This window comes from Microbacterium resistens (assembly GCF_021172025.1).
GTDB classification, from domain to species: domain Bacteria; phylum Actinomycetota; class Actinomycetes; order Actinomycetales; family Microbacteriaceae; genus Microbacterium; species Microbacterium resistens.
Genome location: NZ_CP082781.1, coordinates 1,408,160 through 1,419,589, shown reverse-complemented (window position 1 = coordinate 1,419,589; position 11,430 = coordinate 1,408,160). Strand labels below are relative to the sequence as shown.

The following is an 11,430-nucleotide window of genomic DNA, read 5'->3' as shown; positions in this document are numbered from 1 at the left end:
CGGGTCCTTCCCGTGCGCCCATATCTGCCCGTCTCCGCTCCTTCGAGATGCTCGCACTCCACACGGGAGGGCGAGTCTAAACAAAGAAGGAGAGACCTCTTGGAAGGTCCTGAAATCACCGCCACGGAGGCCGTGCTCGACAACGGCCGCTTCGGCACCCGCACGATCCGTTTCGAGACGGGTCGCCTCGCCCAGCAGGCGCAGGGCGCGGTCGCCGCCTATCTGGACGAGGAGACGATGCTCCTGTCCGCCACGAGCGCGGGCAAGCACCCGCGTGAGGGCTTCGACTTCTTCCCGCTCACCGTCGACGTCGAGGAGCGCTCCTACGCGGCGGGCAAGATCCCCGGTTCGTTCTTCCGTCGCGAGGGCCGTCCCTCGACTGAGGCGATCCTCGTCTGCCGCCTGATCGACCGTCCGCTGCGCCCGTCGTTCGTCGACGGCCTGCGCAACGAGGTCCAGATCGTCATCACCGTCCTCTCGATCGCTCCGGGCGAGTTCTACGACGCGCTCGCGATCAACGCCGCCTCGGCGTCCACGCAGATCTCCGGTCTGCCGTTCTCCGGTCCGATCGCGGGTGTGCGCCTGGCGCTCATCCCGGGTCACGGCGACACCGCCGACCAGTGGATCGCGTTCCCGACCGCCGCGCAGCTCGAGGAGGCCGTGTTCGACCTCGTCGTCGCCGGCCGCGTCGTGACCAAGGCCGACGGCTCGAAGGACGTCGCGATCATGATGGTCGAGGCCGAGGCGACCGAGGGCAGCTGGAACCTCATCAAGGGCGGCGCGACCAAGCCCAGCGAGTCCGTCGTCGCCGAGGGTCTCGAGGCGGCCAAGCCGTTCCTCATGCAGCTCGTCGAGGCGCAGGCGAAGCTCGCCGAGACGGCCTCGAAGGAGCCGGGCGTCTACCCGGTCTTCCTTCCGTACGAGCAGGCGACCTACGACTTCGTGTCCGAGCGTGCCCTCGCCGAGCTGAACGACGTCTACCAGATCGCCGACAAGCAGGAGCGCCAGAATGCCGACGACGCGATCAAGGACCGCGTCAAGGGCGAGCTGACCGCCGCTGTCGAGGCCGGGGATCTCCCCGAGTCCGCGCTGGGCGAGTTCTCGGCGGCGTACAAGTCCGTCACCAAGAAGATCGTCCGGGGGCGCATCCTCACCGAGGGCGTCCGCATCGACGGCCGCGGCCTGGCGGACATCCGTCCGCTCGACGCCGAGGTGCAGGTGATCCCTCGCGTGCACGGATCCGCGATCTTCCAGCGCGGCGAGACCCAGATCCTGGGCGTCACCACGCTGAACATGCTCAAGATGGAGCAGCAGATCGACTCGCTCTCGCCCACGACGAGCAAGCGGTACATGCACCACTACAACTTCCCGCCCTACTCGACCGGTGAGACCGGCCGCGTCGGGTCGCCGAAGCGTCGCGAGATCGGGCACGGCTTCCTCGCCGAGCGCGCCCTCGTGCCGGTGCTGCCCAGCCGCGAGGAGTTCCCGTACGCCATCCGCCAGGTCTCCGAGGCGCTGGGGTCGAACGGGTCGACCTCGATGGGCTCGGTCTGCGCGTCCACCCTGTCGCTGCTGAACGCGGGTGTGCCGCTGCGCGCGCCGGTCGCCGGCATCGCGATGGGCCTGGTCTCCGACGAGGTCGACGGGGAGACCCGCTACGCGGCCCTCACCGACATCCTCGGTGCCGAGGACGCCCTGGGCGACATGGACTTCAAGGTCGCGGGCACGAGCGAGTTCGTCACGGCGATCCAGCTCGACACGAAGCTCGACGGCATCCCCTCGGAGGTGCTCGCCGGCGCGCTGACGCAGGCCAAGGAGGCGCGCCTCACGATCCTCGGCGTGCTGAACGCCGCGATCGACGCTCCCGACGAGATGGCGCCGACGGCGCCGCGCGTGATCAGCGTGCAGATCCCGGTCGACAAGATCGGCGAGCTGATCGGCCCGAAGGGCAAGACGATCAACGCGATCCAGGACGAGACCGGCGCGCAGATCTCCATCGAGGAGGACGGCACCGTCTACATCGGCGCGACCGACGGCCCCTCGGCCGAGGCGGCCCGTGCCCAGGTGAACGCGATCGCCAACCCCACCAACCCGGAGGTCGGCGAGCAGTTCCTCGGGACCGTCGTGAAGATCGCCACCTTCGGCGCCTTCATCTCGCTGCTGCCCGGCAAGGACGGCCTGCTGCACGTCACCGAGGTGCGCAAGCTCGCCGGCGGCAAGCGCGTCGAGAACGTCGAGGACGTGCTGGGCGTCGGTCAGAAGATCCTCGTGCGCATCACGAAGATCGACGACCGCGGAAAGCTGTCGCTCGAGCCGGTGCTCGACGACGCCCCCGCCGAGGGTGAGGCCGCCGCGGAGGCGCCGTCCGAGGACTGAGTCGTCGGAAAGGCCCGTGTTGTCCCCCGAACGGGGGACAACACGGGCCTTTCGTCGTTGTTGTGACCGAAACGTTATGGGAAGTTCGCCTGCCGTTGGCCGCAATGAACGGGAGTGTCCGATGCCTCCCCTACGCTCGGAAGTGCGCACCGGGGGGTGCGCGACGAACGCAGCAGCGCATTCGGGGGTGAACGCATGCGTCTCTTCAGTGTCGGCACCGGCAGCGCCACCGAGCGCCCGGCCGCGGAGGAGAGCGCAGCGATGGTCCACCCGTCGGCGCCGATCCCCGTGATCGGCCCCGGGATCGGCGAGGCCGTGCGCGTTCCGCTGGGGGAAGGCGGACTGCAGGTCTTCCCGCTCATGCTGGGCGGAGCGGAGTTCGGGTGGAACACCGACACCGCGAGCAGCGAGGCCATCCTGGATCGGTACGCCGAGATCGGCGGCAACGCGGTGCACACGGCGGACAGCTTCGCCGCGGGGCGCAGCGAGCACATCATCGGACGCTGGCTGCGCACGCGGGGGCGCCGGGACCGGACGGTCCTCGCCGTGCGCGTCGGGGCGCATCCGGACAACCCCGGTCTGGGCTCGGTCAACCTCGTGCGCGCCGTCGAGGCATCACTGACGCGGCTCGGCGTCGAGCGCATCGACGTGCTGTACCTCGACGCGAGCCAGGACGACGGCAGCCCGCTGGAGGACACCCTCGCGACGGCGGAATGGCTCGTCGACGCGGGCAAGGTCGGCACGCTGGGCGCGTTCGGATTCTCCGCAGAGAGACTCGTCGAGGCGCGGATCCTCTCGTCCGCGGGCTATCCGCGTATCGAGGCGATCGACGAGCCGTACAACATGCTGCGACGAACCGTCTTCGAAGGCGACCTCCGGCTGGTCGCCGGCGCACAGGGCCTCGCCGTCACCCCGTCGCATGCCCTGGAGCACGGGTTCCTGTCCGGGCGGCACCGGTCGAAGGCGGACGCGCGCCATGGGGTGCGTGGCATGCAACTGCGCAGCAACATCAACCGCCGGGGAATCAAGGTGCTGCGCGCCCTGGATCTCACGGCAGAGGAACTGCAGGTGCCCGTCGCCGCGGTGTCGATCGCGTGGCTGCTGGCCCAGCGGACCGTCGTGGCGCCGATCGTCAACGCCTTCTCGATCCAGCACGTCGACGAGATCGTGCAGGGCGTGGGCGTGGCCCTGAGCCGTGCCCAGCTGGCGGAGCTGGCGCGCGCCGCCAGCTGAGGGCGGAAGAGCGTCTCATCCCGAAACCCTCCGGAGCCGCCGAGGCCGGGTGACGTAGGCTGGAAGGGCTCCGACAGAACCGTCGGCGACGAAGCGAGCGGTTGTGACGCATTACATCTACCTGGTCAGACACGGTGAACATCAGGACGCCGAGCACGGCGTCGACGACGGACCCCTTTCGCCCCGCGGGCGGAGGCAGGCCGAGCTGATCGCAGACCGGCTCTCGGGGCTTCCGCTGGACGCGGTCTGGCATTCGCCGCTGCTGCGGGCGGCCGAGACCGCGCGCGCGATCGCCGAGCGCCTCCCCGCCGTGACCGCGCAGCCGTCCGCGCTGCTCTTCGACTGCGTGCCCACGGGGATGACCGAGGACACCCCGGCCGCGTTCGAGCCCTTCTTCGGATCGGTCACGGAGGCGGAGATCGAAGCCGGGCGCGCGCAGATGGGCGACGCGGTGAGCGAGTTCCTCGTGCGCAAGCAGGGAGACGTCCACGAGGTCCTCATCACCCACAACTTCGTCATCTCCTGGCTCGTCCGCGAGGTGCTCGAAGCCCCGGAGTGGCGCTGGATGACGCTGAACCAGGCGCACTGCGGCCTCACGGTCATCTCGCAGAAGCAGGGGCGACCGTGGAGCCTGGTCGCCCACAACGACCTCAGCCACCTGCCGTTCGAACTGCGCACCGGAATGCCCGATCCGCTTCCGGTCTGAGCCGGACGGCGTCGGTCGCCGGGGGCGACCGTGCTCAGCGCCGGGCCAGGACGAACCCCTGGGCGTGGCGTTCTTCGCCGTGTGCGGCGCGGTGGGCGGTGACGATCACCGTGAAGCCCCGCTGCGCGAGCATGCGTGCGATCTCCGTCGGCTCGTGCAGTACGCCGTGCAGCGTGAGGGGATGACCGTAGGCGCGTCCGTCGACGACCCGCTCGCCGGCACCCGCCTGGAATCCGAGGAGCAGCGCGCCACCAGGCCGGAGCACCCGGCCGAACTCGTCCAGGATCGCCCCGACCTCGTCGCGGGTGCTGTGGATGATCGCGTACCAGCAGAGCACGCCACGAGCCGTCTGCGGGTCGAGGGGAAGGGCGGCGAGGTCCGCCACCTCCACGGGGAGGTCGGGGTGCGAGGCGCGGGCGTGGGCGACCATCTCGGGGGAGAGGTCGAGGCCGCGCAGAGGAGTGACCCCCTGCGCCGAGAGGTGCGTGAGCATCCGCCCGGTGCCGCACCCGGCATCGAGCACCGGGGCGTCGTCGTCGGGCAGCGCATCGACGAACTCCGTGAGCATCGCCTGCTCCAGCGGGCGCTCGTATCGGAGGTCGGGCAGGAGCGACGCGTACTCCTCGGCCACCGTGTCATAGAAGGCGCGCGTGGCCGCGTGTCGATCAGTGCTCATCGCCGACCAGGTCCTTGCGATACCACCGCGTCGCGTTCGGATTGTCGTTGTACGCCGGGATCTCGACGAAGCCGGTGCGCAGATAGAGGTGGCCTGCCGAGGCGAGCGTGTGGTGCGTGTCGAGAACCAGCGCGGTCGCTTCCCATGCGCGCGCCCGCCGTTCCAGCTCCTCGAGCAGGTGCCTTCCCCATCCGCGGCCGCGGGTCTCCGGACGAAGGAACACGTGCTTGACCTCGTAGACGCGTCCTTCCAGGTGCTCCAGCAGGCGGATGCCGCCGCAGCCGACTACGCCGCCGTCGTGCTCCGCGAGCAGCAGCACCCCGACGGGCTCGGTGAAGGCGGACGGCGAGGGCGCGACGGGGGAGTACGTGCCGCCGGGGAACTCCGCGGCGCGCATCGCGAAGTACGCGGACAGGATCTCCTGGGCGTCGGGATCCTCGGGGGAAGCAGGACGGAACACGAGCATGCCTCGACGGTACGCCGCGCGGCGGGGGCCTCCGGCGTGCCGCGCTGAATAGAATCGAGACATGACCACGCGCGTGGCCCTGGTGGGCGGGACCGGCAAGCTCGGGGCGATCATCCGCTCGGTGATCGACGAGCAGGACGGCTTCGACGTGCACGCCGTCCTGACCTCGCGCAGCGATCTCGGCGAGCTCGACGGGGCGGATCTCGTCGTCGACGCCTCCACTCCGGCGGTGAGCGTGGATGTCGTCCGTGCCGCCGTGGAGCGGGGGGTCAACGTGCTCGTCGGAACCTCCGGCTGGTCGCAGGAGCGCATCGCGCTGGTCCGCCCGCTGGTCGAGGCCGCGGGCACCGGCGCGGTGTTCATCCCGAACTTCTCGGTGGGCTCGGTCCTGGGCTCGGCGCTCGCCGCGATCGCCGCACCCTTCTTCGGGTCGGCGGAGATCATCGAGGCCCACCGCCACACGAAGATCGACTCCCCGAGCGGCACCGCCGTCCGCACCGCGGAGCTCATCGCCGAGGCCCGGGCCGGGCAGGGTCCCGTCGACGCGCCGCACGTGGACCAGCGTGCCCGCGGGCAGCAGGTCGCCGGGGTGCCGATCCACTCCCTGCGGCGTCCCGGCGTGGTGGCCGAGCAGCAGGTCATCCTCTCCGGCCCCGGCGAATCGCTCACCATCCGGCATGACACGGTCGACTCCGCGGAGGCGTACGCGCCGGGGATCCGGCTCGCCCTCCCGTACGCGCGGGACGCGCGCGGCGTGATCGTGGGGCTCGAGCGCATCATCGACCTGGGGATCGTCCCGAGCGCATGACCGACCGGATCGCGGTCCTCGGGCCCATCCGGATCGCGGGGCGCGACGTGGGCGGCGCCGCGATGAGGACGCTCGTCGCGACGCTGGCACTGTCTCGCGTGGGAGAGTCACGGTCCCTGGCCTCTCTCGCGGACGATGTGTGGGGAGACCGCCCTCCGCAGAACCCGCGAGCGGCGCTGCAGACCCTCGTCTCCCGGTTGCGTGCGCACGGCGGCGCGGACATCGTCGCGAGCGTTCCCGGCGGGTACGCACGCGTCGCCGCCACCGATCTCGACCGTGCCCGGGAACTGCTCGAGGCGGCCGAGGCGATGGAGCACGATCACGGACGGATCCTCGACATCCTCGACGAGGCCGACGCGCTGTGGCGCGGAGAGCCCGCGGCCGATCTGCCCGATGTGCCCGCAGCGGAAGCGCTTGTCAGGGATGCGGCCGGTCTCCGCGATCGGATCCGCCGTGCGCGCGCCGAGGCCCTGCGCGGGGCCGGCCGCCCCGCCGAGGCGGTCGCGGTCCTGGAGGCGCTCGCGGTGGGAAGCCCCCGCGACGAACCGCTCCACATCGCCCTCGTCGAGGCGTTGGATGCGGCAGGGCGCACCGCGGATGCCCTCGCGGTGTTCGCCGCATACGTCCGGCGGCTCCGAGACGAGCTGGGCAGCTCGCCCGGCGACGGATTCGTCGAGCTGAACGCCCGGCTGCTGCGCGGCGCGCCGAAGGAGCGCGCGGCCTCCGTGCGCATCGGCGTCGACGCCGAGCCGAACGCCTTGATCGGCCGGGACGAGGCCGTGCGAGAAGCCGAGGAGATGCTCCGGCGTGCCCGCCTCGTGACCGTGCTCGGCCCGGGCGGGCTGGGCAAGACCCGTCTCGCGCAGGCCGTCGCCGCGCGGAGCGATGCGTCGATGGTGGTCGTCGTCCCGCTCGCCGGTGTCCGCACCGACGCGGATGTCGGCCCCGCCGTCGCCGCCGCCCTGGGCATCAGCGAGACCGCGCCGGGCGGACGCCTCTCCGATCCCCGCGCGCGTCCGGATCTGCGTGCCCGCATGGTCGCGGCCCTCGCCGATCGCGAGGCGCTTCTCGTGCTGGACAACTGCGAGCAGGTGATCGGCGGCGTCGCCGCATGGTGCAGCGACCTGCTCGCCACCGTGCCCTCGCTGCGGATCCTCGCCACCAGCAGGGCGCCGGTGATGATCGCGGCCGAGCAGGTCCTGCCCCTCGCCCCGTTGGCGATCGCCGAGTCCGTCGACTCGCCGGCCGTCCGACTCTTCCTCGAACGTGCGCGGGCCGTCCGGCCGGGGGCCGAGCTGTCGTTGGCCACCGTGACCCGATTGTGCGCTCATCTGGACGGCCTGCCCCTGGCGATCGAGCTCGCTGCCGCGCGCGTGCGGACGATGACCGCCGAGCAGATCGAGGCGCGCCTGCAGAACCGCTTCGCGCTGCTCACCAAGGGGGACCGGTCCGCCCCGGAGCGCCATCGCACCCTCGAGGCCGTGATCTCGTGGAGCTGGGACCTCCTGGACGACGGGGCGCGCACGGCGCTCACCGCGTTGTCCGTGCTCCCCGGCGGCTTCTCCAGCGTCGCCGCCTCCGCCCTGCTGGGCGTCGAGGACCCGGCGGAGCTGCTCGACCGGCTGGTGGAGCAGTCGCTCCTCGTCGCGAGCGAGCACCGGACCGGGATGCGGTTCCGCATGCTGGAGACCGTTCGCGAGTTCGGCCTTGTCCGCCTCGCCGAGGCGGGCTCGGGCGCCGTGGCCGCGGCGGAGGAGGCGGTCACCGCATGGGCTCTCGCCCTCATCGCCGATCACGGGCCGCCCGCGCTCCGGTTCCCCGGCGGTCTGCGCCCCGAGGCGCAGCGGGAGATCGGCGCCGAGCACGACAATCTCGTGCACGTGCTGCGGGGTCTTCTCGCGGAGGGACGCCATGCCGAAGCCGTGCGGATCTACGCTGTCGTCGGACAGTCCTGGTTCATGCGGGGCTCGTACGCGGAGATCGCGGCGATGGGCGCCCCGATGCTGACGGCGGCGCGAAGCGTGTCGGCGGACGTCTCCGTGGACGAACGGGCGATCGCCACCCTCCTCGCGACCCTGGGATGCCTCATCGGCGACGATCCCCGCGGCCTCCGCGGAATCGTGAGTCTGCGCGGGCTTGCGAGGACCGAGGGGGAGCGGCTGAGCCCGGTGTGGGGTGCGCTGTGCGCGACGGTGACGGCCGCGACGCGGGAGGCGGACACCTATGACGTCCTTCGCCGTGTCGCGACGGTGACGGATCCCCGTGCCCGACTGGCCGGAGAGCTCCTCCTGTCGCACTTCGCCGAGAACCTCGGTGAGACGCGCCAGGCGCTCGCCGCCGCGGAACGCGCGTGGGCGCTCGCCGAATCCCTGGACGAGCCGTGGGGAGCGGCGATGGCGGCCGACTCAGCCGCGCAGCTCGCCAGCCAGAGCGCCCGGCCCGCCGAGGCGATCGTCTGGCTCCAGCGGGCGCACCACCGCTACGGCCAGTACGACGCCGAGGAGCCGCTGCGGCAGGCGGAGTGGGTCCGCGGCGGCGTCCTGCTCGCCCTGGACCGGCTGGAGGAGGCGGAGGAGGTGTTCGCCTCCCTCGTGCGCGGAGGAGAGCTGACCGCCGACGCCCTGGAGATCTCCGCGGTGGGGTGGTACGGCCTCGGAGAGGTGTACCGGCTGTCCGGCAGGATGGACGATGCACGGGAGGCCCTCGACCGCGCCATGCGGATGTTCCGCTCTCCGCAGCAGCGCCGGTCGCCGTGGTTCCTCATGGCCGTCGCCGGATACGTGTCCGCGGCCGCGGAGGGGCTGGATCTCGGCGCCGAGGAGATCGAGAAGTGGGTGCGACGCCTGCGAGGCCGGGCCGTCGCCGGCTACCGCCTGCGTCCTCAGGCCACGGACAGGCCGGTGCTCGGAACGGTCCTGTTGGGCTGGTCCTCCTGGGCCTTGACGCAGCCCGGACGCAGTGCCAGGGCGGTGGAGGCCCTGGTGCTGGCCGAGAGGCTCGGCGCGCGCCAGGACCTGCCCAGCCTGCGGATCCGTCGTCACCGGGAGCGCGCGGAGCGCATCGTGGGGGCCGATGCGGTCGCACGGGCGCAGGACGCGATCGCCGGCGTCCCGCTCGCCGACCTCGTTCCGCGCGCGGTCTCCGTGCTCGGCGGGTGACACGGCCAGGGTGGGCGGCGGCCGTGGGGACGCCCGCTCTCGCGACGCGGCCCCACGACGGCGGTGCTCAGGCGCGCCGCATGTACGCGCGGACCGTGAGCGGCGCGAAGACCGCGACGATGACGGCGGCGCCGAGGAGCGAGATCCACGCGTCCACGCCGAACGTGCTCGCGTTCACCAGGTCGCGGACCGCCGTGACGAGGTGGGACACGGGGTTGACGTTCACGAACCACTGCAGCCACGTCGGCATCGTGTCGACCGGGACGAACGCGTTCGAGAGGAACGTCAGCGGGAACAGGATGATCATCGAGATCCCCTGAACGCTCGACGCCGTCCGGGCGATCACTCCGAAGAAGGCGAAGATCCAGCTCACCGCCCAGGAGCAGACCACGACGAGCAGGCCGGCGACGATGACCGCGCCGATCCCGCCCTCGGGACGGAAGCCCATCAGATAGCCCATCGTGAACGTGAGCACGGTCGCGATGCCATAGCGGACGGTGTCCGCGAGGAGCGCCCCGGAGAGGGGAGCGATGCGCGCGATCGGAAGGGAGCGGAATCGGGCGAACACTCCCTTGTCCATGTCCTCGCGCAGCTGGGTGCCCGTCACGACCGAGGTCGTGATGACGGTCTGGACGAGGATGCCGGGGATGATGACCGGCAGGTAGGAGGCGACGTCTCCGGAGATCGCTCCGCCGAAGATGTACGTGAACATCAGGGTGAAGAGGATCGGCTGCAGGGTGACGTCGAACAGCTGCTCGGGAGTCCTCCGGATCTTCACCAGGCCGCGCCCCGCCATCGTGACGGTGTTGCGGAGGGTCAGGCCGAGACCGGCGTGGTTCTTCAGGCGCCGGTCGCTCGCGGGGACGATGCGTTCGGCGACGGGGGCGAGAGCGTTCATGCGTGCACCTGCTCCTTGTCCGCGGCGGCTGCCGCGTCGGTGTCGTCGGCCGCGGGGCGGCCGGTGATGGTGAGGAAGACCTCGTCGAGCGTCGGCTTCTGCACGCTCATCTCCGCCAGGCCGATCCCGGCCTCGCGCAGCGTGATCAGGAGGTCCGCCAGTCGATCGGGGTCGGTCATGGGCGCCGTGATCCGGGTCGCCTCTGGGCTGAGGGAGGCGCGGGCGCCGAGCACCCTCTCCATCACGCTCAGCGCGTCGTGGATGTCGGACGCCTCCTGGACCCGCAGATGCAGGGAGGAGGTCCCGACGGAGGCCTTGAGATCGTCCGCGGTGCCCTCGGCCACCACGCGCCCGTGGTCGATGACGGCGATCCGGTCGGCGAGCTGATCCGCCTCGTCCAGATACTGGGTCGTCAGGACGACGGTCGATCCGGTACGAACCAGCTCCCGGATGGTGTCCCACATCTGGCCCCGCGTGCGCGGGTCGAGCCCGGTCGTCGGCTCGTCGAGGAAGATGAGCGGCGGCTGGGCGATGAGGGACGCCGCCAGGTCGAGCCGCCGCCGCATCCCGCCGGAGAACGCCTTCAGCGGACGCCGGGCGGCCTCCGCCAGCCCGAACCGCTCGAGCAGATCCGCAGACTTCGCCCGCGCTTGTGCGCGGCTGAGGCCCAGCAGGCGCGAGAAGATCATCAGGTTCTCGCTGGCCGACAGCGCCTCGTCGACGGAGGCGAACTGGCCGGTCACGCCGATCAGCTGGCGCACGACGTGGGCCTCCCTGACGACGTCGTGGCCGAAGATCCGGCCACGGCCGCCGTCGGGGCGCAGCAGCGTCGCCAGCATGTTGATGGTGGTGGTCTTGCCGGCGCCGTTGGGACCCAGGACGCCGTACACGGTGCCGGTGCGCACGCGCAGGTCGACGCCGTCGACCGCCCGGTTGTCGCCGAACACCTTCACGAGCCCGTCGGCCTCCACGGCCCAGTCGGTAGGAGAGTTCGTCATGCCTCGAGCGTGCGCGACGCCCCTGTCGCCGCGCTGTCGCTTCGCTGTCTGCCGCTGTCCGGGTGACGGATGGGGATCCCCTGCCCGCTGGAGCGGTGTCGGTGGTCTCCG

The 11,430-nt window shown here is 71.5% G+C and carries 9 protein-coding genes; 5 read left to right on the top strand and 4 right to left on the bottom strand.

What is annotated here, in order from left to right; genetic code table 11:
- Positions 1–99 precede the first annotated feature (99 nt).
- From K8F61_RS06935 to K8F61_RS06925, 3 genes are all read left to right on the top strand, one after another.
- Positions 100–2,376, top strand: a complete 2,277-nt coding sequence (locus K8F61_RS06935) for a polyribonucleotide nucleotidyltransferase (RefSeq protein WP_067243618.1) — start codon at positions 100–102, stop codon at positions 2,374–2,376.
- 195 nt (positions 2,377–2,571) lie between these two features.
- Positions 2,572–3,609: an aldo/keto reductase gene (locus K8F61_RS06930; RefSeq protein WP_067243656.1), complete on the top strand. Its 1,038-nt coding sequence runs from the start codon at positions 2,572–2,574 to the stop codon at positions 3,607–3,609.
- Between the two features lie 103 nt (positions 3,610–3,712).
- Positions 3,713–4,315 carry a histidine phosphatase family protein gene (locus tag K8F61_RS06925; protein WP_067243616.1) on the top strand — a complete coding sequence of 201 codons (603 nt, stop codon included), beginning with the start codon at positions 3,713–3,715 and terminating at the stop codon, positions 4,313–4,315.
- Positions 4,316–4,349: 34 nt separating this feature from the next.
- Here K8F61_RS06925 and K8F61_RS06920 read toward each other — a convergent pair whose 3' ends face one another.
- Both K8F61_RS06920 and K8F61_RS06915 read right to left on the bottom strand, forming a co-directional pair.
- Complete coding sequence (locus K8F61_RS06920) at positions 4,350–4,991, bottom strand: class I SAM-dependent DNA methyltransferase (RefSeq protein ID WP_231821146.1); 642 nt, start codon at positions 4,989–4,991, stop codon at positions 4,350–4,352.
- Positions 4,981–5,457 carry a GNAT family N-acetyltransferase gene (locus tag K8F61_RS06915; protein WP_231821145.1) on the bottom strand — a complete coding sequence of 159 codons (477 nt, stop codon included), beginning with the start codon at positions 5,455–5,457 and terminating at the stop codon, positions 4,981–4,983. Before K8F61_RS06915 ends, K8F61_RS06920 begins: the two co-directional genes overlap by 11 nt.
- A gap of 61 nt (positions 5,458–5,518) precedes the next feature.
- Between K8F61_RS06915 and dapB the strand changes: the two genes are divergently transcribed.
- Both dapB and K8F61_RS06905 read left to right on the top strand, forming a co-directional pair.
- On the top strand, positions 5,519–6,265 hold the full coding sequence (gene dapB, locus K8F61_RS06910) for a 4-hydroxy-tetrahydrodipicolinate reductase (RefSeq protein ID WP_231821144.1): 747 nt from the start codon (positions 5,519–5,521) through the stop codon (positions 6,263–6,265).
- On the top strand, positions 6,262–9,423 hold the full coding sequence (locus tag K8F61_RS06905; protein WP_231821143.1) for an ATP-binding protein: 3,162 nt from the start codon (positions 6,262–6,264) through the stop codon (positions 9,421–9,423). The genes dapB and K8F61_RS06905 overlap by 4 nt, the downstream gene beginning before the upstream one ends.
- A gap of 67 nt (positions 9,424–9,490) precedes the next feature.
- Here K8F61_RS06905 and K8F61_RS06900 read toward each other — a convergent pair whose 3' ends face one another.
- Both K8F61_RS06900 and K8F61_RS06895 read right to left on the bottom strand, forming a co-directional pair.
- Positions 9,491–10,321 (bottom strand): ABC transporter permease, encoded by an 831-nt coding sequence (locus K8F61_RS06900; protein ID WP_231821142.1) that lies wholly within the window; start codon positions 10,319–10,321, stop codon positions 9,491–9,493.
- Positions 10,318–11,319: an ATP-binding cassette domain-containing protein gene (locus tag K8F61_RS06895; protein WP_231821141.1), complete on the bottom strand. Its 1,002-nt coding sequence runs from the start codon at positions 11,317–11,319 to the stop codon at positions 10,318–10,320. Before K8F61_RS06895 ends, K8F61_RS06900 begins: the two co-directional genes overlap by 4 nt.
- Between the last annotated feature and the right edge of the window lie 111 nt (positions 11,320–11,430).

Excerpts from the sequence above, each read along its gene's own strand:
- K8F61_RS06930 (WP_067243656.1), top strand. The coding sequence starts at position 2,572 with ATGCGTCTCTTCAGTGTCGGCACCGGCAGCGCCACCGAGCGCCCGGCC.
- K8F61_RS06920 (WP_231821146.1), bottom strand. The coding sequence starts at position 4,991 with ATGAGCACTGATCGACACGCGGCCACGCGCGCCTTCTATGACACGGTG.
- K8F61_RS06915 (WP_231821145.1), bottom strand. The coding sequence starts at position 5,457 with ATGCTCGTGTTCCGTCCTGCTTCCCCCGAGGATCCCGACGCCCAGGAG.
- dapB (WP_231821144.1), top strand. The coding sequence starts at position 5,519 with ATGACCACGCGCGTGGCCCTGGTGGGCGGGACCGGCAAGCTCGGGGCG.
- K8F61_RS06905 (WP_231821143.1), top strand. The coding sequence starts at position 6,262 with ATGACCGACCGGATCGCGGTCCTCGGGCCCATCCGGATCGCGGGGCGC.
- K8F61_RS06900 (WP_231821142.1), bottom strand. The coding sequence starts at position 10,321 with ATGAACGCTCTCGCCCCCGTCGCCGAACGCATCGTCCCCGCGAGCGAC.
- K8F61_RS06895 (WP_231821141.1), bottom strand. The coding sequence starts at position 11,319 with ATGACGAACTCTCCTACCGACTGGGCCGTGGAGGCCGACGGGCTCGTG.